Raw genomic sequence first — 16,367 nt, 5'->3', positions numbered from 1 at the left:
CGGATAGCGCCGGCCGGCCGCTACCCCCCGCCGAGGAACGGCGGGGCGGTCGTCGGCAGCGACAGCAGCCAGAGGCTCACGACGGTGTACCCGATCATGACCGCCACGAACGGGAACTGGCTGCGGATCGCCTGCATGCGGGCCGGAAACGTCTCGTAGGCGGTGGTGTGCGCGAGCCAGATGGAGAGGAGGTGGCCGAGGAGGACGAACGTTATCGGGAGCGCGCCGAACCACCACGGGACCGTGAGGACGAGGGGGTTCGCCGCCGGGGAGAGCGGACTCGCGAGCACGTCCGCCAGCCGCGGGGTCAGCGTGAGGAAGAAGGTGAAGTAGTGCGCGAGGTGGTAGCCCGCGGCGATGGCGAGCAGCGGCGGGGCGAAGCGCACCAGCAGCGTCCGACTCGGGAGGTACGTCTCCGCGACGCGGCGCGATCGTCCCGCGGCGTACCGGTACGCCCCGAGGAAGGCGGCGTAGCCGCCGACGAACAGTAGCGCGTACACTGCGAGCGGCGGGACGCCGCCCCCGACGATCCACCGCACGACGGACGCCCCGGCGGTCGTCGTGACGAACCCGGTGAACGTCAGTTCCCAGACCAGCGCGACGACGAACGCCACGTCGTCCCGACCGTCGACGAGGTCGGACTCCGGGAGTCGAAAGCCCGGCAGGCGCAGCGACAGCCCGTCGTCGGTCCGTCGGAGCGGCGCGACCGCGCCGTAGAACCGGAAGGCGACGGCGACGGGGTCGGCGTAGCGGAACCACGTCGCCGGCGAGAAGACGACCGTCCCGGCGAGCGTCACGACCGTGTAACCCACGAGCGCCCACGAGAGCATCGCGGGAACGGCGTTGACGGCCGTCGTCGTCTCGATCCAGATGAGCGCCAGGAACCCGACGACGGCGGGCCACCGACCGAGGCGCTCGGGGTACGGTCGATCGAGCGACGGGAGGCGCTCGGCAAGTGTCCGCCACGGGTTGAGCGCGGGCCAGGGATCGACGACGAGGTAGGCGAACATCGTCAGCCCCGCCCGCACTCCGGCGAACACGAGGATGACCGCGGCGTTGACCGTCGGCACCTGCGGCCCGGCGAACCCCTGCCAGACGACGTAGGCGAGGGCGACCAGCCCGAACGCGCGCGCCGTTCGGACCGTCCATCGACTGACCGTCGCACGCGACGGGAGGACGACGCGGCTCCCGTGGGTGCGCTCGATGAACCCCCGGTCGGTGACGAAGCTCGCGAGGACCGCGGACGCGCCGATGGTCGCGCCGCCGGTCATGACGTAGAGCCACGACGGGACGTCCAGATTGTCCCCCGAGGCCGCGTTCGAGAGGCTCACCGCTGCGTTGCTCGCCGCGGCGGTGTCGACCACCGCGAGGAGGAGCGTCCCGGCGAGCGAGGCGAGCAGGAACCGCCCGAGGAGTCGACGCGCGCGCGTTCGTCCGGCTGCGTCCATCGTCGGGGGTTCGCTCGCGGGGTCATTGAGGGTGTCGAAAACGTCATTCGATCTCGCCGAGGATCGGGGATCCCGCTCGTCCTCCGGACTGACCCGATCTCCGACGGAGCGAAGCTATTTGCTCTCGACTGTCATTTAGTGCGCATGGCTCACGTACCGCAGCGGCCACAGCTGTACGTCTGTGGCGAGTGCCACGTCGTCCACGCCGGGATCCACACCGAGGAGCACACGTTCAGGCCGCCGAAGGAGTGCGCGGTCTGCGGCAACGACACGTTCTATGCCCTTGAGAACTACCCGAGGCATCCCGACTACGAGTAAGGGACGCCGATCGACGCGGGGAGCCCGCCCCCGGGGGTGCTGACGGCGGGTGCCTGCTCGCTCGATCAGTCGGATTCACCGTCATCCGGGGGAGTGGTACGGCTGACGACGAGAACGGGTCGCTCGCTCAGCCGAAGGACGCGCTCCGTGACGCTCCCGAAGAGGACTCGACTGACTCCGGAGCGGCCGCGCGAACTCATCACGATGAGGTCGACGTCGTGTTCGTCCGCGTACTCCCGGATCCCCTCGTGGGGGAGGTTCTGCCGAACGGCCGTCGTCACGGTGACGTCCGCGTCTCGCGCCCTCCGGGCGATAGCTTCGACCGCGTCCCTTCCCTCCTCACGGACCGACGCGAGCGGATCACCGTCGGCGAGCCCCATCAGTCCGGAGTCCCCGCGGCTGTCGTCGACGACGTACAGCACGTGAACGGTCGCGTCGTACGTCCTCGCCAGATCGAACGCCTGGCCGAGCGCTGTGGCCGCCTCGTCACTCCCGTCGGTCGGAACGAGAATGTCGTCGTACATACCGTACCTGTTGTTCCCGGTCCCACTTAACGGTCGGCGCGGTCGTCACGACGATCGCCGCTTTGCCGTCAGTAGGTTGATGTAGCCGCTGAGTCGACCCTCCTCGCGGACCCGTTCCTCGTCGAGCTGGCGCAGCGCGGACGTCATGAGGTGCTGTGAATCGAGCCAGCCGACGAGTTCCGTCTCGTCGGCGCGGGAGACGATGGGCAACTGCTCGATGTCGTTCTCCGCCATCCGAACGACCGTGTCGAACAGCCGTTCGTCGGGATAGCCGACGATGAGTTCGCTCGTTCCCAGTTCGCCGACCGTTCGGTCCTCCTGATCCCGGGCGATCGCCCTGACGAGGTCGCCGTAGGTGATGACTCCCGTCAGCGCCCCGTCGGAATCGACGATCGGAAAGCCGTCGTGGATCGTTCGTTCGTCGTTCGGCGCGAGGTCGATCGGCTCCGCGTCCGCTATCGATTCCGACTCGTCGATCGCCGCTTCGAACCCGCCGTTGGCGATGGGTGACCGGGACGTCGAGTCGTCCGTTTCCGCGACGGTCGCCGCCAACTGGGCGACGGTCACCCCCGGGTTGATGACCGCCGGCTTCTCGTCCATGACCTCCCCCGCGTTGAACCGCTTCAACACGTCGATCTCGTAGTCCTGGTGCACGTCGATGCCGCGGTCCGACAGTTCGGCGGTCATCAGGTCCGAACCCATGTACAGCGTCGCGACCGCGTCGGCGACGACGCCGACGAGGAACACGGGTAGGATCGCCTCGTACTGGCCCGTCACCTCGATCGCGAACAGCGTGAAGCCGAACGTGGCGTTACTCACCACGCCGAACAGCGTGCCGAGGCCCGCGAGCGCGAACAGCGCGACCGGGATCGTCACCCCGGGGACGAGCGCGTTCACCGAGTGGGCGAACACGCTCCCGATGGCCGCCCCCGCGACGAACACCGGCGCGAGGAACCCGCCTGAGGTCTTCGAACCGAGGGTAACGTAGACGCCGACCACCTTGAACACCATGACGAGGAAGACGACGCCCACGGCCAGTTCGTTGTTGAGGATCTCCTCTGCGACCCCGTAGCCCACGCCGAACGTCCGCGGAACGAGCAGCCCCATCACGCCGAGGATGAGTCCCCCGATCGCCGGCAGGAGGACGTCGTTCACCGGGATTCGGTGGATGTACTCCTCGGCCCAGAAGTACCCGTCCTTGAAGATGATCGCGACGCCACCGATGATGATCCCGAGGACGACGAGGAAGGGCAGGTTGGAGAAGAGGTCGATCGGGACGTCGCCCATGTGGAACATCGGTCCGGTGCCGATGAGCGGACGGCGAGCGCCGGTCGCGATGACGCTCGCGATACTGATCGGGACGAACGAGCGCGCCCGGAACTCGAAGACCAGGAGTTCGATCGCGACCAGGATCCCCGCGAGCGGCGTGTTGAACGTCGCCGCCATCCCCGCGGCCGCGCCGCAGGCGAGCAACACCTTGCGCTCTGCGACCGTCGTGCTGATCCACTGGCCGAAGACGGAACCCATCGCACCGCCGCTCTGGATGATCGGCCCCTCGACGCCGAACGGCGCGCCGGTACCGATCGCGATCGCCGCGGATATCGGTTTCAGGATGAGGATCCGCGGTTCGACCTTGCTGTCGTTGCTCCACACGGCCTCCATGGCCTCGGGGATGCCGTGGCCGATGATCCGTCGCGAACCGTACTGCGCCATCAGCCCGGCGATGAGACCGCCGAACGCCGGCACGAGAACGATCCAGAGCGGCGGTCCGCTCGGCGGGAACAGGAGCGAGTTCACGGTACCGTCGGCCGCGACGAGGACGCTCCCCGCCGATCCGGTGGGTTCGACGAACTCGAACCCGATCCGCTGGTAGAAGAAGAGGTTGTAGAGAAACCCGATGAAGTGGTAGATGAGATACGCGATTATGGCCGCGGCGACGCCGATGACGCCGGCGAGAACTGATACGTACCCCAGTCGAAAGTCGTCGGGAGAGTCGCGCGATCCTCGTTCTGCATTCGGTAGAGTCGTTGCCGCCATCTTAGTGTGATACGCTTCGTGGTGACGGCCCCTTGTCTCTGTCGAATTGTTCCATGGGTGTCAATTTTTGAGAATCACTGATTTGCTTCCTCAGTTCCTCGTAGTCTATGATACACTGGCGTAGAATGCAGTACGGTCAGCACTCTGACTGGTCCTGACGCCGTGAAAACGGGACCGTGGCGGGGCGTGCCCGCGCGAGTTCAGTCGCTCGACTGACCGAACATCTGGCGCATCATCGGGTGCATCTCCATGAGCTGCTCCTCCGCGATCTCCTCGTACAGCTTGTACGTGATGGAGACCGTGAGCAGCAGGCCCGTCCCGGAGACGGTCCCGATGGTGCCGAGCATGTTCGCCGCGACGGCGAGTAGCCCGACGAGGGCACCGCCGATGACGGTGACCTGCGGGATGTAGCGTTCGAGCACCTTCTCCATGACGCCGGGGCTCTTGCGGAAGCCCGGAATCTGCATCCCGGAGCGCTGGATCTGCTGGGCGGTCGCCTCCGGTCCCATGCCGGTGGTCTCGACCCAGAAGATCGCGAAGATGGCCCCGCCGACCACCATGAACGAGAGGTCCACGGCGATGCGGAGGAGGATGTCCACGGGCTGGGTGCTGAGCGCGGGAATCCACTCCTGTGGCGAGTAGATCGGCGCGAAGTAGTAGAACAGCCCGCCGACGGGTTGGAGCCCCGACTGCGTCGTCTGGTAGACGCCCAGCCAGGCGGGCATGCTGTCGCCGAGTTGCGAGGCGAGGATACGCCCGAGGAACTGGATGTTCGCCTGGAGCGCGCGGACGAGGATCATCGGCAGGACGCTCGCGTAGATGAGCTTCACCGGGAACCGCCCGCGGGCCCCGCGCACCTGCGAGTGGCTGAGCGGGATCTCGACGCGGACCGACTCGGCGTACACGACGATGCCGAAGATGAGCAGCGTCGTGACCAGCGCGAGCAACTGGCCCTGTCCGAACACCAGCGTCTCGATGCCGCTCATCTGCGTGAGCGGCCCGGTGTTGACCTGTCCGGTGAGGATGCCGAACCAGGTGGCGAAGAATCCGGGCTGCCCCGCGGCTCCGCCCCACGAGAGGAACCCGCCGACGAGGTTTTGACTGACGCCCGCGACGATGAACAGCCCGATGCCGCTCCCGACGCCCCACTTGCTGATGACCTCGTCCATGAACAGGACGAGGATACCGCCGACGGCGATCTGCGCGAAGATGAGCCACGAGATGCCCCACGTGGGGATCCCGAGCGCCCCGGCGAGCTGCTCGCTCGCCGGGAGGAAGTTCCCGAGGAACACGAGCGGGATGCCCGTCAGGAAGACCATCACCACGACGAGCACCTTCTGTAGACCCTGGTAGATCGCCTGGTCGCGGGGGTCGTTGGTGTCGAGACCGAGGAGGTCCGCGCCGCCGAGAAGCTGCAGCACGATGCTCGCCGTCACGATGGGCCCGATGCCCAGCTGCAAGATGCTTCCCTGCCCTCCCGCGAGGATGGTTCTGAACTGACCGAACGCGTCGGTTCCGGTGCCCTCGAGGCCCCAGATGATCACGTTGGTCAGGAAGAAGTACAACACGAGGACGCCCGCCGTCCAGCCGAGCTTTCGGCGGAACGGCACGTGTCCCTCCGGACGGGACACTGTGGGCATCCGCGTGAGTACTGGCGCGGCGGTCTCCTTCCAACTCATTACTGCTCGCTTTCGCTGTCTTCAGGTGAATCTTTTTCGGACAACCGCTCCTCGCCACGCTCGGTGAGCGTGGCGCTCCCCCCCTCGCCCTCGAGGAGGGCGGCTGCGCTCTCGGAGAAGTCGTCCGCGGTCACGTCGAGCGCGTTGAACACCCGGCCGCCGCCGAGCACCTTCACGACGTCGACGTCGTGACCGGCGTCGACGACGTCGCGCGCGTCGATCGCGTAGCCGTCGTCGGTCTCCTCTGCGATCCCGTCCTCGACGTACAGCGCGATGTCCTCGTCCAGCTTCTGGACGTCGACGGTGGCGACCGTCTCCTGGGCCTTCTGGGGCCGGGTGAAGCCGTGTTTGCCGAGCGGTTCGTAGTTGTGGAACTCGTGCTTGTCGCGCCCGGCGCGGCCGCGACCGCCGCGGTTACCGGCCCCGCGGCGGTTCTTGTGCGTCCCGCCGCCGTGCGTGCGCGAGCCTCGCTGTCTGCGTTTCTTGCTGGTCATTATCGCATCGAGGTGAGGAGTTCGTCGATCCCCTCGGTCGTGTGCTTGCCCAGCTGGCCGCCCTCCTTCGTGGGGTGCTTGATGCCGTCGTGACCGCCGCGCGGCGGGTGGAGCCGCAGCGTCGGCGAGAGCCCCTGCTCGCGCAGGGTGGTCTCCTCGTTCACGATGGCGGCGGCCAGCGCGTCGATACCGTCGTAGTCGGTGTGCTCGGCGACCCACTCGTCGTCGACGGGACCCCTCCCCTCTGCGGGCTCGCCGCGACGGTGAATGAGCGCCGCGACGGTCTCCTCGGAGGGTTCGCCGTGGGCGACCCAGTCGTTCACCTTCGTGACCATGCCGCGGTAGGTGTCGGTGTCGGGCACGAACGTGCAGTGGTTGACGCGCCCGAGGTTGAGCATCGACATGGTGTCGCGGACGCCCGCGCTCGTATCGACCGCGCCGCGGAGCTGGACGAGCGCCCGCATCACTCGATCACCTCGCGCGCCTCGGCCGCGTGCTGGGGCACGCGCGCCTCGGTCGTGTTCCGGAGCGCGTTGAACGTCGCCTTCGCGAAGTTGACCGTCGTGCGGGTGTTGCCCGACGAGCGCGTCCAGATGTCCTCGATGCCCGCGAGTTCGAGCACCGAGCGGACGGTCTCACCGCCCGCGAGCCCCAGACCGCGGGGCGCAGGCTGGAGTTCGACCTCGACGCTGCCGGCCTTGCCCGTCGTGCGCAGCGCGACCGTGTGGGGGCGACCGCAGCCGCACTCCCACGAACCGCAGCCGCGGGACACCTTGATCACGTTCAGCTTCGCGACGCCGATCGCCTTCTGGATGGCACCGCCGACCTGGTCGTCGCGGCCCTCGGCGTAGCCGACGAAGCCGTTCCGGTTGCCGACGACGACCGCGCAGCGGAACTTCACGCGGCGGCCGGAGTCGGTCATGCGCTGGACCATGTTGATGTCCAGCACGTTGTCCTCCAGGTCCGGCAGGAGGCGGTCGACGACCTCCGGCTCCTTGAGCGGGAGGCCGGATTCGAGCGCCTGGCCCATGTCCGTGATGTCGCCGTCGAGAACCTTCCGACCCAGTCGGGTCCGCGGTTCCCAGCCGTTTCCGTTACTCATCGTTCCTCCTCAAGTCGTTCGCGTACGTCATCGAAGTGCTCCGGTAGTGCGGTCGCGTCGAAGTCGCCGCTGTAGAGCGGCTCGTCGCGCTGTTCCGCGTAGTCGGCGATGTGCTCGCCGCGGGTGCGCTCCCACTCCGCGAACACCGCGTCGTTGTGCGGGACGTCGAGGCCGGCGTCGATGGCCCCCTCCTGCACCGCGAACACCTTGCCGCCGGGCGTCGCGGTGTTGAGGCCGATGTCGAGCACCGCCTCCTCGATCCCCGCGTCGACGGCGCGCAGGCCGGCGAGGTAGCCGGTCAGGTACGCCGCCGGGAGGTTCCCCGTCGGAGCCTCCCAGCCGAAGTCGGCGAGGTCGCTCGAGTGAGCGCTAGCTAGCGTGCGGTCCCCCTGATCACCAGTCGTCACCAGCTGCGCCCTGGCGTGGTTGTTGCTCGTGCGAGCAACGAGGCGTGACTTGCCGGATTTCAACAGGCGCAACCGCTGATGGTAATCCGTCCGTACCTCGCGGCGACGCCGCATCGGTACTTTGTATCGTGGTCCGGTTGCCATTGTTAGTAGTTGTTCTCGATGTATCGTTCGAGGTCGCTCACGCTGTCGAACTCCCCGCCGCTCGCCTTGCCGTACAGGTCGCGGTACTCGGTGCGAGTCAGCTCGCCCGAGTCGCGGAGGTCGCGCAGCGTCGCGCGCTGGGCGCGGATGCGACTCATCCAACTGTCCTTCTCGTTCTGCCGGGCACCGGCCTTCCCCTTCCGGGAGCCGGGACCCTTGCGGTGGCCGTAGGCGCGCTTGCGGTTGCGCTCGCGGGCGCGACCGCGCGAGTTCGAGCGTCGCTCGCCCTTCACGGCGATCGTGCCCTCGTCGACGAGCCCCCGGATGTCCTCGCGGGTGATCGCGTCGACGATCTCGCTCTGCGCTTCGGGGTCGAACCAGACGCGGTTCTTCCCGACGCCGAGCACGTCCGCGGCCAGTCGCTTCTGTGCGCTGAGATCGCTCATCGCTCGTTCACCTCGACTTCGACGTAGGTCGGGTTGAGGACGCGAACGCCCGCGTCCTCGGCCTCCTCCTCGATGCGCTCGCGCTTGCGCGCGCCGACCGAGGAGGCGATTCGAACCGCCTGGGTGTCGCCGTCGACGCCCTCGAGGTCCGCGACGTTGTGGACGCGGACCTCCTCGAACCCGCTCGGGTGCAGGCCCCGAACGTCCGTCGGCGTGCGGTAGCCGGAGTGGACCTTCGGGCCCTTGCCCTTGAACCCGCGGCGCTGCTTCGACAGCCCGCCGCGCGGTCGACGCCACGACTCCGGCGTGCGCTTCTTCTTGTGGTAGTCCTGCCGGCGGAACGCGGGCTTGCCCTCGCGCTTGCGCCGGGTCAGGAGGCGGTCGGTCTCGTCGTCCAGCTCGGGCGTCTTGTCCGCCAGCCCGCGCGGACGGAGTTCCGTCTCGACTTCCTCGGCTTCGGCTTCCGCCTCCGCCTCGGGCGTCTCGTCTTCGACCGCCGCCTCGGTCTCCTCCTCCTCGCGGATCTCGAGCCCGCCGACGTCGGCCTTGATGCGCGCGGCGAGCGCGTTACCGATGCCGTCGGCCTCCGCGAGGTCCTCCTGGCTCGCCCGTCGAACGTCGTCGACGGTCTCGAAGCCGGCCTCGCGGAGCGCCTCCGCCTTCGCCTCGCCGACGCCGGAGATGTCGGTGAGTTCCGCGATCTCGTCCTCGCCGTTTCCGTTTTCGTTCTCGTCGTCGGCCATCAGGCGTCACCTCGGGTGGGTTTCGACGTGATGTACACCCCGTCCTGGAAGACGCGGGTGTCCTTGTCGTTGATGCGCGTCAGCTGCTCGATGTCGGCCGCGGTCTGGCCGACGGACTCCTTGTCCGAGCCGGTGAGGGTGATCTCCTCGCCGTCGACCTGGACCTCCGTGTCGCCGTGGATCGTCGTCCGCCGCGGGGCCTTCTCCCCGAGGAAGTTGTTGATGACGACGTCGCCGCCCTCGACGGTGACCTGCATCGGGAAGTGAGAGTAGAGAACCGTCATCTCGTACTCCCAGCCCTCGGTCACGCCGTGGACCATGTTGCGGACGTGGCTCTCGAAGGTGCCGACGGTCGCGTTCGTCTTTCGGTTCTCCGTCTCCGTCTCGATGACGACGGAACCGTCCTCGACGGTGACCGTCACGTCGGGATACCACAGATTCCGCGTCACGGAACCGTTCGGCCCCTCGACGGTGAGGTCGAGGTGGTCCATCGACGCGCTGACTTCGTCCGGTAGTTCGATCTCTGTTCGGCTCATTAGTACACGTACGCGATGACCTGGCCACCGACGCCCGCCTCGCGGGCCTCGTAGTGGCTCATGATGCCCTGACTCGTTGTCACGATGAGGGACCCGTAGTCGCGCGCGGGGAGGTATCGCTTCTCCCACCGCTCGAACTCGTCCGCCTTCGCGGAGTAGCGCGGCTTGACGGGTCCACACTCGTTGATGGCACCCTTCAGTTCGACCTCGAACCGACCGGCCTTGCCGTCGTCGACGAACTGGAAGCCGTCGATGTACCCGCGGTCGTAGAAGACCTCGAGGACGGAGCCGATGACGTTCGAGGCGGGCTGTATCGTCTGGGTCAGATGTCCGACGCTCTCGGCGTTGTTGAGGCCCGAGAGCGCGCTGGACAGGGGGTCGTTATCCACCATGGTTAGCTGTACTTCTTGAATCCCATTCCGCGGGCGATCTCGCGGAAGCACTGCCGGCACAGCCAGATGTCGTACTTGCCGACGAGGCCCTGCTTGCGCCCGCAGCGCTGGCAGGCCTCGAGCTGGCCGGTCCGCTTCGCGGCGTGCTCGCCCGTCTCCTGTTCGGTTTCGCTCTCGCTCATCTCAGTTGACCTCCACGTCGAACTCGGCTTCGAGGAACTCGATCGCGTCCCCGACGGTCAGTCGGTGCTTCGACGGGATCTGCCGGGTTGCCGCGTCGCGCTTGCGAACGCGGTAGCCCGGGCGGACGAGGTTGACCGTCACGTCCAGCCCGTAGATTCCGATGTTGGGGTTGTACTCCTGGCCGGGGAAGTCGGTGTGGTCGTCCACGCCGAAGCTGAAGTTCCCCGTCTCGTCGAACTGCCGGCGTCGGATCTCGACGAGCGGGAGCGCCGTCTCGAGGAACTCCCGCGCGGGCTCGCCGCGGAGGGTGACCTTCGCGCCGATCGGGTCGCCCTCGCGGACGTTGAACTCCTGGACGGTGCGCTTCGCGACCGTCCGAACGGACTCCTGCCCGGTGATCTCCTCGAGGATGTCCTGTGCGTTGGCGAGCGTCTGACCGCCCTCGCCGACGCCCATGTGGACGACGACCTTCTCGACGGTCGGCCGACGCATCTCGTGGAACTCGGCTTCCGCCTCGCTCATTCCTCACTCACCTCGCCGGTGAACTTCTCGTCGATGACGACGACGTACTCCTCGACGGTCTCGAAGCCCTCGACGTCCTCCTGGGAGACGGTGACGGAGTTCGAGCCGCTGCCGGCGGTGACGGTGATCTCCTCGATCTCGCCGATCTCGCCGGCGTGCTGACCGTCGACCGCGGTGACGAGCGCGCCCTCCTCGTAGGGGAAGTGCGCGACGATCTCCGTCGACTCGTTGTCGACGACGATCGAGTCCTTGCAGGCGACGGACTCGTCGTCGGTCAGGAGCGTCGAGCCGTCGTGCAGCGACAGCTGGACGTCGCCGCCCGAGACGTGTCGCTTGCCCACGACCTTGCCGAGCTTCGAGTCGGCCGCGTCCGCCGCGATGGCCGTCAGCGCGAGCCGACCGCCCTCGCCGGGGAAGACGCGGTAGTGCTCGTCGCGATCGGGGAACGACAGGATGTCGAACATCCCGATGGGACGGCGCTCGTCGGACGGCCGCTGGCCGTTGACGAGCACGCTGCCCTGTTCGAGCGCGTAGCGCGCTTCCTTCTTCGAATCGACGTAGCCGAGCACGTCGCGCAGCAGCACGAGCAGGGGAACCCCCGCCTCGCCGTGCGGGCCCGCGCCCGCCTTCACGGTGAACGTCGCCGTCTTGCGCGCGACCGGCCACGACTTCGGTACCGAGAGCCGTTTCTGATGCTTGCTCATGTTATTCGTCCTCCGTTAGACGCCCCTCGCGCACCTCGTCGTCGAGGTCGAGGTCGGTCACGCGGACGTTGCTCGCGTCGAGCGGTCGGGGGACGTCCTCGCCGTCCGCCTTCTCGAGCGTGACGCCCTCGACGTGGATCACGGCGCGGCGGAGGTCGACCGTCTGGACCTCGCCTTCCTCGCCCGCGAAGTCGCCGCGGAGCACCTCGACGGTGTCGCCGGCGTTGACGCGGACGCTGCGCCTGCCGTACTCCTCGCGGAGTTCCGGCGAGAGCGGCGCGCGAACCTGCTTGTGCCGCTCGTGGAGCGGTGCGTTGGCGCGTCGGTTGCGTTGTTTGCGTGGTTGTCGGGTCATACGATCATCGTCGCCGTGCTGGCGATGCTGCCGAATCGTTCGGCCACTTCCTGCGCGATGGGGCCCTTGATCTCGGTCCCGCGGGGGTCCTCGTTCTCGTCGACGATGACGCCCGCGTTGTCCTCGAACTTCACCCGCGTGCCGTCCGGCCGGCGGATCGGCTTGCGCTGGCGGATGACGACGGCCTCGAGGACCTGCCGGCGCATCTCCGGGGTCCCCTTCGTGACCGAGACGGTGACCTTGTCACCGAGGCCCGCCTTCGGGTGGCGGTTCTTCGTGCCGTGGTAGCCCGAGACGGAGATGACTCGAAGCTCGCGCGCGCCGGTGTTGTCGGCGCACGTGATGAGCGAGCCCTTCTCCAGGCCCGGGGTCACGTCGGCGGTCAGCGCCTGCATTGTCACTCACCCTCCCCCGACTCGGTGGCCGGGGCGCTGATGGTGTCTTCGGCTGTCTCGAGCCGCTCGACGACTTCCACCACGACGTGTGACTTCGTCTTCGAGAGCGGCCGCGTCTCTGCGATGCGGACCGTGTCGCCCTCCGACAACTCGAGGCACGCCGGCGCGTGGGCCGGGATGCGCGAGCGTCGTTTCATGTAGCGGTCGTACTTCGGTACGAACACGTCGTACTCCCGCTCGACGACGACGGTCTTGTCCATGTCCGTGGAGGCGACGCCCCCCTCGACGGTCTGCCCGCGCACCGAGAGGGTGCCGTGAAACGGGCAGTTCGCGTCGGAGCAGGTCTCCTCCGGTTCCGGAACGTTCAGTCCTATTGCCATTGTGATCCTCGTGTGCGTTCGGTGCGTCGGGCCGGCCGGGCGACGAGTCGCTCGCCCTCGACGACGACGTACTCGGGGTCGTCTCGCGGCTCGTCGCCGCTCGAGTGATCCGCGGAGCGTCGCTTCGCGCCGTCGAGTTCGAACTCGAACGTCGCGACCGCCTTCGGCACCTGCACGGTCCGAGCCCCCGCCACGGTGAGCGTGTTGGTCGTCTCCATGACGACCTCGCCCTCGACGCCCACGAGCGTGGGGTCGGTCGACTCGACGACCCGCACCCGCAGGCCGATGAGTTCGTGTCGCGGCAGGGTCTCGGCGGTCAACATCTATTCGTCCTCGCGGGCGCTGCCCGCTCGATCGTTCCGATGCGTCTCACGCATCGCTCTCCTCGTGGTCGCCTTCCTCGCGCTGGATCGTCTTGATCCGCGCGACGGTGCGGCGAAGCTCCTTGATGCGCCCCGGATCCTCCGGCGCGCCGCCCGCCGCCTCGACGGCGCGGGCGTTGAGCAGTTCCGTCTCGAGGTCCTCGAGTTCGACCCGGCGCTCGGCCGGCGTCATGTCGCGGATCTCGTCGGCGTAGAGGATCGCCATCTACTCCTCCACCTCCTCGTCTCGCGACTCGTCGCCGTCCTGCGCCTCGTCGTCCTCGCCGTCCTCGTCGTCCTCGTCGAGTTCGACGTCGTCCTCGGTCGTCGGAGCGTCGGCGGACTCGTCCGCACCTCCCGCTGACTCGTCCGCACCCTCGACGGTCTCCTCGACGTCGGCCTCGGCGGTCTCCTGCTCTTCCATCTCGCCCAGGAGGTCCTCGGCCTCGGCCTCGACCTCCTCGTCGAGTTCGTCGAGTTCGTCCTCGACAGCGTCCTCCTCGGGCGGCGCGACCTCCTGGTCCTCGTCGAGGACCTCCTCCTCGACGACCTCCTCCTCGGCGGTCGGCGGAGCCTCGCGGTCGACCTCGGACTCGCTGACCTCCTCGAACTCGGGTTCGTTGGTCTCGGCGGGGTCGGCGTCGAGCAGTTCCTCGACGTCGCCCTCGACCTCCTCGGGTTCGACGACGTACTCGGAGACGTCCACGTCCTCGCGGATCTGGAAGTCGTCGGGGAGCTCGGCGTTCGGCGGGATGATCTTCACCGTCACGCCGATGGTGCCGAGCTTCATCACGGAGACGCCGTCGCCGCGGTCCACGATGGACTCGGCGGGCTCGCCGTTGTGCTTGATGTAGCCCCGGTTGAACTTCTCGACGCGCGAGCGCGCGCCGGTGACCTTCCCCGAGAGGACGATCTCCGCGCCGAGCGCGCCCGCGTCCATGATGCGGTCGATCGTGGTGTGGCCCGCCTTGCGGAAGTACCACCCGCGTTCGAGCGCGTTGGCGAGGCGATCGGCGACGATCTGGGCGTTCAGGTCCGGTTCGTCCACCTCCTGAACGTCGATCTGCGGGTCGTCGAGGTCGAAGCGACGCTCGAGTTCCGCGGTGATCTTCCGGATGTTCTTCCCGCCCTTGCCGATGACCATCCCGGGCTTCTCGGCGCGCAGGATGATCTGCGTGCCCATCGGCGTCTTCGCGACCTCCATGCCGCCGTAGCCGGCGCGGGCGAGTTCGGAACCGAAGAACTCGTCGATCTGCGTGCGCTGAAGGCCGTTCTCGATGAACTCGTGTTCGTCCGCCATTACTCCTCCACCTCCTCGAGTACGAGTTCGACGTCGACCTGCGGCGTGTTCCACGCGGTCGCGCGACCGAACGCCCGCGGCTTGCGCCCGGGCGACTCGCCGACCTTGTGGGCCGCGACGTGCACGATCTCCATGCGCTCGCCGTCGAAGCCCTGGTGGTCGGCGTTGCCGACGGCGTTCTCGAGGAGGTCGAGGAACGCCTTCGTGGCCTTCTCGGGGTACCGACCCGCGTCCCAGCCGGAGACGTCCTTTCGGTGGCCGACGCCGGTGTTGTGGGACTTGAACGGGACGGACCGCTCGCCGTCGAGCACGTCCTGCAGGTACGCCTGCGCGTCGCCGGCGGTCATGCCCTTGATCGCGCGGGCGATCTCCTTGCTGTGCTTGTGGCTCATGTGACGCTCCCGGAGCATCGCTTTCGCGGTGGTCTCCGGGTCCGCGTCGACACTGTAGCTGATTCCCATAGTTCGATCACTTCAGGGGGACGAACTTCGACGAGCGCGTCGCCCCGATACCGGCCTGGCCGTGTTCGACGGAGGTGCGCGTGAGGACGAACTCGCCGAGATAGTGCCCGAGCATCTCGGGCTCGACCTCGACGCGTTCGAACTCCTGGCCGCTGTAGACGGCGAACGTCTTGCCGACGAACGCGGGCACGATCGGCATGTCGCGCAGGTGCGTCCGTAGCGGGTTGTTCGCCGACTCCTCGGCGTCGCGCTTGTCGGCCTTCGCGAGCAGCTTCTCCTGCTCGGCGGTCAGGCCGCGTTCGATGCTTCGCCGCTTGCGGGCGGGTAGCAGTTCAGCGAACTCCTCGAGGTCCATCTCGCGGAGTTCGTCGAGCGTGTGGCCGCGGTACGTGAACTCCTCGTCCTTGTCGCGGCCGATCTGGTAGTCCGAACTCATTTGTTCCCTCGGTTACCGCCGCGGCCGGTCTTCCGGCTGGCGATGTCGCCCACCTTGCGCCCCGGGGGCGCGTGGCGGGAGACGCTCTTCGGTCGGCCGGGGTGCTGGCGGCCGCCGCCCCCGAACGGGTGGTCGACGGCGTTCATCGCCACGCCGCGCACGCGCGGCCACTTCGTGCCGCGGGCGCGCATCTTGTGGTACTTCTTTCCGGCCTTCACGAACGGCTTCTCCGTCCGGCCGCCGCCGGCGACCACGCCGATGGTGGCGCGGCAGTCCGGCGACAGCCGGCGGATCTCGCCGCTCGGGAGCTGTACGACGGCCGCCTTCCGGTCGTGGGTGAGCAGCGTCGCGCTCACGCCCGACGCGCGGGCGAACTTGCCGCCGTCGCCGGGCTGGCGCTCGACGTTGCACACCGGGACCCCCTCCGGGATCTCCCGCAGCGGGAGGGTGTTGCCGGGGGCGATCTCGGCGCTGACGCCGACCTGGATCTCCTCGCCGACCGCGATCCCCTCGGGCGCGAGCACGAGGCGCTGATCGCCGTCCTCGAACTCGACGGCCGCGACGGGGGCCGAGCGGGCCGGGTCGTGTTCGATGTCCACGACCGTGCCGCGGACGACGTCGCCGTCCTCCACCTTCCGGTGATCGAGCTGCGCCTTGTAGCGGTGCGACGGCGCGCGGAACGTCGGCGTGCCGCGCCCGCGTCGCTGACCCTGGATTCGTCGCCCCACGGTCAGAACACCCCGATTCGGGAGGCGACCTCCTGTGCGTCGTCGTCCTCCGACAGGCGCACGGTGGCCTTCTTCGTTCCCCTGGGCGTTACCTGCGTGTTGACGCTCACGATGGCGATGTCGAACTGCTCCTCGAGCGCCTCCTTGATCTCGGGCTTCGAGGCGTCGGCGTCGACGATAAACTCGAGTTTGTTCTCGAAGTCCATCTCGTTCATCGCCTTCTCCGTGACGTTGGGATGCTTGATGATGCTCATCGGTTCTCACCTCCGGT

At 68.0% G+C, this 16,367-nt stretch carries 26 protein-coding genes; 1 reads left to right on the top strand and 25 read right to left on the bottom strand.

Annotated elements, in window-relative coordinates; genetic code table 11:
- Positions 1-20: 20 nt before the first annotated feature.
- Positions 21-1,448, bottom strand: coding sequence for a hypothetical protein (locus NKI68_RS03430; protein ID WP_254545290.1), 1,428 nt, complete (start codon positions 1,446-1,448; stop codon positions 21-23).
- A 144-nt stretch (positions 1,449-1,592) separates the two neighbouring features.
- On the opposite strand from NKI68_RS03430, the gene NKI68_RS03425 reads away from it, so the two are divergent.
- Positions 1,593-1,766, top strand: a complete 174-nt coding sequence (locus NKI68_RS03425; protein WP_254545289.1) for a hypothetical protein — start codon at positions 1,593-1,595, stop codon at positions 1,764-1,766.
- 65 nt (positions 1,767-1,831) lie between these two features.
- Here NKI68_RS03425 and NKI68_RS03420 read toward each other — a convergent pair whose 3' ends face one another.
- The 24 genes from NKI68_RS03420 to NKI68_RS03305 all read right to left on the bottom strand — a co-directional run bounded on the left by NKI68_RS03420 (position 1,832) and on the right by NKI68_RS03305 (position 16,350).
- Positions 1,832-2,290, bottom strand: a complete 459-nt coding sequence (locus NKI68_RS03420; protein WP_254545288.1) for a universal stress protein — start codon at positions 2,288-2,290, stop codon at positions 1,832-1,834.
- Between the two features lie 45 nt (positions 2,291-2,335).
- Entirely contained in the window at positions 2,336-4,327 is a 1,992-nt protein-coding gene (locus tag NKI68_RS03415) for a chloride channel protein (protein ID WP_254545287.1), read from the bottom strand.
- 200 nt (positions 4,328-4,527) lie between these two features.
- Positions 4,528-6,006, bottom strand: coding sequence for a preprotein translocase subunit SecY (gene secY, locus NKI68_RS03410; protein ID WP_254545286.1), 1,479 nt, complete (start codon positions 6,004-6,006; stop codon positions 4,528-4,530).
- A complete protein-coding gene (locus tag NKI68_RS03405; RefSeq protein WP_254545285.1) occupies positions 6,006-6,500 on the bottom strand; it encodes an uL15m family ribosomal protein in 495 nt (164 codons plus the stop codon). The genes secY and NKI68_RS03405 overlap by 1 nt, the downstream gene beginning before the upstream one ends.
- The gene (gene rpmD / locus NKI68_RS03400) at positions 6,500-6,964 is read right to left on the bottom strand and encodes a 50S ribosomal protein L30 (RefSeq protein ID WP_254545284.1); all 465 of its coding nucleotides are present in this window, start codon (positions 6,962-6,964) and stop codon (positions 6,500-6,502) included. Before rpmD ends, NKI68_RS03405 begins: the two co-directional genes overlap by 1 nt.
- Positions 6,964-7,602: a 30S ribosomal protein S5 gene (locus NKI68_RS03395; protein ID WP_254545283.1), complete on the bottom strand. Its 639-nt coding sequence runs from the start codon at positions 7,600-7,602 to the stop codon at positions 6,964-6,966. Before NKI68_RS03395 ends, rpmD begins: the two co-directional genes overlap by 1 nt.
- Complete coding sequence (locus tag NKI68_RS03390) at positions 7,599-8,153, bottom strand: 50S ribosomal protein L18 (protein WP_254545282.1); 555 nt, start codon at positions 8,151-8,153, stop codon at positions 7,599-7,601. Before NKI68_RS03390 ends, NKI68_RS03395 begins: the two co-directional genes overlap by 4 nt.
- Positions 8,154-8,155: 2 nt before the next feature.
- The gene (locus tag NKI68_RS03385; protein ID WP_254545281.1) at positions 8,156-8,599 is read right to left on the bottom strand and encodes a 50S ribosomal protein L19e; all 444 of its coding nucleotides are present in this window, start codon (positions 8,597-8,599) and stop codon (positions 8,156-8,158) included.
- Positions 8,596-9,342, bottom strand: coding sequence for a 50S ribosomal protein L32e (locus tag NKI68_RS03380; RefSeq protein ID WP_254545280.1), 747 nt, complete (start codon positions 9,340-9,342; stop codon positions 8,596-8,598). The genes NKI68_RS03385 and NKI68_RS03380 overlap by 4 nt, the downstream gene beginning before the upstream one ends.
- Positions 9,342-9,878, bottom strand: coding sequence for a 50S ribosomal protein L6 (locus tag NKI68_RS03375; protein WP_254545279.1), 537 nt, complete (start codon positions 9,876-9,878; stop codon positions 9,342-9,344). The genes NKI68_RS03380 and NKI68_RS03375 overlap by 1 nt, the downstream gene beginning before the upstream one ends.
- On the bottom strand, positions 9,878-10,270 hold the full coding sequence (locus NKI68_RS03370; RefSeq protein WP_254545278.1) for a 30S ribosomal protein S8: 393 nt from the start codon (positions 10,268-10,270) through the stop codon (positions 9,878-9,880). Before NKI68_RS03370 ends, NKI68_RS03375 begins: the two co-directional genes overlap by 1 nt.
- Before the next feature lie 2 nt (positions 10,271-10,272).
- Positions 10,273-10,452, bottom strand: coding sequence for a 30S ribosomal protein S14 (locus NKI68_RS03365; RefSeq protein WP_254545277.1), 180 nt, complete (start codon positions 10,450-10,452; stop codon positions 10,273-10,275).
- Position 10,453: 1 nt separating this feature from the next.
- Positions 10,454-10,975: a 50S ribosomal protein L5 gene (locus NKI68_RS03360; protein WP_254545276.1), complete on the bottom strand. Its 522-nt coding sequence runs from the start codon at positions 10,973-10,975 to the stop codon at positions 10,454-10,456.
- On the bottom strand, positions 10,972-11,679 hold the full coding sequence (locus NKI68_RS03355; RefSeq protein WP_254545275.1) for a 30S ribosomal protein S4e: 708 nt from the start codon (positions 11,677-11,679) through the stop codon (positions 10,972-10,974). The genes NKI68_RS03360 and NKI68_RS03355 overlap by 4 nt, the downstream gene beginning before the upstream one ends.
- Position 11,680: 1 nt before the next feature.
- On the bottom strand, positions 11,681-12,034 hold the full coding sequence (rplX, locus tag NKI68_RS03350) for a 50S ribosomal protein L24 (protein ID WP_254545274.1): 354 nt from the start codon (positions 12,032-12,034) through the stop codon (positions 11,681-11,683).
- The gene (locus NKI68_RS03345; RefSeq protein WP_254546480.1) at positions 12,031-12,429 is read right to left on the bottom strand and encodes a 50S ribosomal protein L14; all 399 of its coding nucleotides are present in this window, start codon (positions 12,427-12,429) and stop codon (positions 12,031-12,033) included. Before NKI68_RS03345 ends, rplX begins: the two co-directional genes overlap by 4 nt.
- A gap of 2 nt (positions 12,430-12,431) precedes the next feature.
- Entirely contained in the window at positions 12,432-12,809 is a 378-nt protein-coding gene (locus NKI68_RS03340; protein ID WP_254545273.1) for a 30S ribosomal protein S17, read from the bottom strand.
- Complete coding sequence (locus NKI68_RS03335) at positions 12,800-13,132, bottom strand: ribonuclease P protein component 1 (RefSeq protein ID WP_254545272.1); 333 nt, start codon at positions 13,130-13,132, stop codon at positions 12,800-12,802. The genes NKI68_RS03340 and NKI68_RS03335 overlap by 10 nt, the downstream gene beginning before the upstream one ends.
- 46 nt (positions 13,133-13,178) lie before the next feature.
- Positions 13,179-13,397, bottom strand: a complete 219-nt coding sequence (gene rpmC, locus NKI68_RS03330; RefSeq protein ID WP_254545271.1) for a 50S ribosomal protein L29 — start codon at positions 13,395-13,397, stop codon at positions 13,179-13,181.
- Positions 13,398-14,471, bottom strand: coding sequence for a 30S ribosomal protein S3 (locus NKI68_RS03325; RefSeq protein WP_254545270.1), 1,074 nt, complete (start codon positions 14,469-14,471; stop codon positions 13,398-13,400). It lies immediately after the preceding gene.
- Positions 14,471-14,932, bottom strand: coding sequence for a 50S ribosomal protein L22 (locus tag NKI68_RS03320; protein ID WP_254545269.1), 462 nt, complete (start codon positions 14,930-14,932; stop codon positions 14,471-14,473). The genes NKI68_RS03325 and NKI68_RS03320 overlap by 1 nt, the downstream gene beginning before the upstream one ends.
- Positions 14,933-14,939: 7 nt before the next feature.
- A complete protein-coding gene (locus tag NKI68_RS03315; RefSeq protein WP_254545268.1) occupies positions 14,940-15,368 on the bottom strand; it encodes a 30S ribosomal protein S19 in 429 nt (142 codons plus the stop codon).
- Positions 15,365-16,096, bottom strand: a complete 732-nt coding sequence (locus tag NKI68_RS03310; RefSeq protein ID WP_254545267.1) for a 50S ribosomal protein L2 — start codon at positions 16,094-16,096, stop codon at positions 15,365-15,367. Before NKI68_RS03310 ends, NKI68_RS03315 begins: the two co-directional genes overlap by 4 nt.
- Before the next feature lie 2 nt (positions 16,097-16,098).
- Entirely contained in the window at positions 16,099-16,350 is a 252-nt protein-coding gene (locus NKI68_RS03305; RefSeq protein ID WP_254545266.1) for a 50S ribosomal protein L23, read from the bottom strand.
- Positions 16,351-16,367: the final 17 nt, after the last annotated feature.

The sequence above is a fragment of the Halomarina pelagica genome (assembly GCF_024228315.1).
Taxonomy (GTDB): domain Archaea; phylum Halobacteriota; class Halobacteria; order Halobacteriales; family Haloarculaceae; genus Halomarina; species Halomarina pelagica.
Note: the sequence above shows the minus strand (reverse complement) of the source record. Positions and strands in the feature narration are given on the sequence as shown.

Coding starts and splice junctions, on each gene's coding strand:
- NKI68_RS03390 (WP_254545282.1), bottom strand. CDS start 8,153: ATGGCAACCGGACCACGATACAAAGTACCGATGCGGCGTCGCCGCGAG.
- NKI68_RS03420 (WP_254545288.1), bottom strand. CDS start 2,290: ATGTACGACGACATTCTCGTTCCGACCGACGGGAGTGACGAGGCGGCC.
- NKI68_RS03405 (WP_254545285.1), bottom strand. CDS start 6,500: ATGACCAGCAAGAAACGCAGACAGCGAGGCTCGCGCACGCACGGCGGC.
- secY (WP_254545286.1), bottom strand. CDS start 6,006: ATGAGTTGGAAGGAGACCGCCGCGCCAGTACTCACGCGGATGCCCACA.
- NKI68_RS03395 (WP_254545283.1), bottom strand. CDS start 7,602: ATGAGTAACGGAAACGGCTGGGAACCGCGGACCCGACTGGGTCGGAAG.
- rplX (WP_254545274.1), bottom strand. CDS start 12,034: ATGACCCGACAACCACGCAAACAACGCAACCGACGCGCCAACGCACCG.
- rpmC (WP_254545271.1), bottom strand. CDS start 13,397: ATGGCGATCCTCTACGCCGACGAGATCCGCGACATGACGCCGGCCGAG.
- NKI68_RS03335 (WP_254545272.1), bottom strand. CDS start 13,132: ATGTTGACCGCCGAGACCCTGCCGCGACACGAACTCATCGGCCTGCGG.
- NKI68_RS03355 (WP_254545275.1), bottom strand. CDS start 11,679: ATGAGCAAGCATCAGAAACGGCTCTCGGTACCGAAGTCGTGGCCGGTC.
- NKI68_RS03385 (WP_254545281.1), bottom strand. CDS start 8,599: ATGAGCGATCTCAGCGCACAGAAGCGACTGGCCGCGGACGTGCTCGGC.
- NKI68_RS03365 (WP_254545277.1), bottom strand. CDS start 10,452: ATGAGCGAGAGCGAAACCGAACAGGAGACGGGCGAGCACGCCGCGAAG.
- NKI68_RS03320 (WP_254545269.1), bottom strand. CDS start 14,932: ATGGGAATCAGCTACAGTGTCGACGCGGACCCGGAGACCACCGCGAAA.
- NKI68_RS03425 (WP_254545289.1), top strand. CDS start 1,593: ATGGCTCACGTACCGCAGCGGCCACAGCTGTACGTCTGTGGCGAGTGC.
- NKI68_RS03305 (WP_254545266.1), bottom strand. CDS start 16,350: ATGAGCATCATCAAGCATCCCAACGTCACGGAGAAGGCGATGAACGAG.
- NKI68_RS03315 (WP_254545268.1), bottom strand. CDS start 15,368: ATGAGTTCGGACTACCAGATCGGCCGCGACAAGGACGAGGAGTTCACG.
- NKI68_RS03360 (WP_254545276.1), bottom strand. CDS start 10,975: ATGAGCGAGGCGGAAGCCGAGTTCCACGAGATGCGTCGGCCGACCGTC.
- rpmD (WP_254545284.1), bottom strand. CDS start 6,964: ATGCGGGCGCTCGTCCAGCTCCGCGGCGCGGTCGATACGAGCGCGGGC.
- NKI68_RS03380 (WP_254545280.1), bottom strand. CDS start 9,342: ATGGCCGACGACGAGAACGAAAACGGAAACGGCGAGGACGAGATCGCG.
- NKI68_RS03375 (WP_254545279.1), bottom strand. CDS start 9,878: ATGAGCCGAACAGAGATCGAACTACCGGACGAAGTCAGCGCGTCGATG.
- NKI68_RS03430 (WP_254545290.1), bottom strand. CDS start 1,448: ATGGACGCAGCCGGACGAACGCGCGCGCGTCGACTCCTCGGGCGGTTC.
- NKI68_RS03415 (WP_254545287.1), bottom strand. CDS start 4,327: ATGGCGGCAACGACTCTACCGAATGCAGAACGAGGATCGCGCGACTCT.
- NKI68_RS03340 (WP_254545273.1), bottom strand. CDS start 12,809: ATGGCAATAGGACTGAACGTTCCGGAACCGGAGGAGACCTGCTCCGAC.
- NKI68_RS03325 (WP_254545270.1), bottom strand. CDS start 14,471: ATGGCGGACGAACACGAGTTCATCGAGAACGGCCTTCAGCGCACGCAG.
- NKI68_RS03345 (WP_254546480.1), bottom strand. CDS start 12,429: ATGCAGGCGCTGACCGCCGACGTGACCCCGGGCCTGGAGAAGGGCTCG.
- NKI68_RS03370 (WP_254545278.1), bottom strand. CDS start 10,270: ATGGTGGATAACGACCCCCTGTCCAGCGCGCTCTCGGGCCTCAACAAC.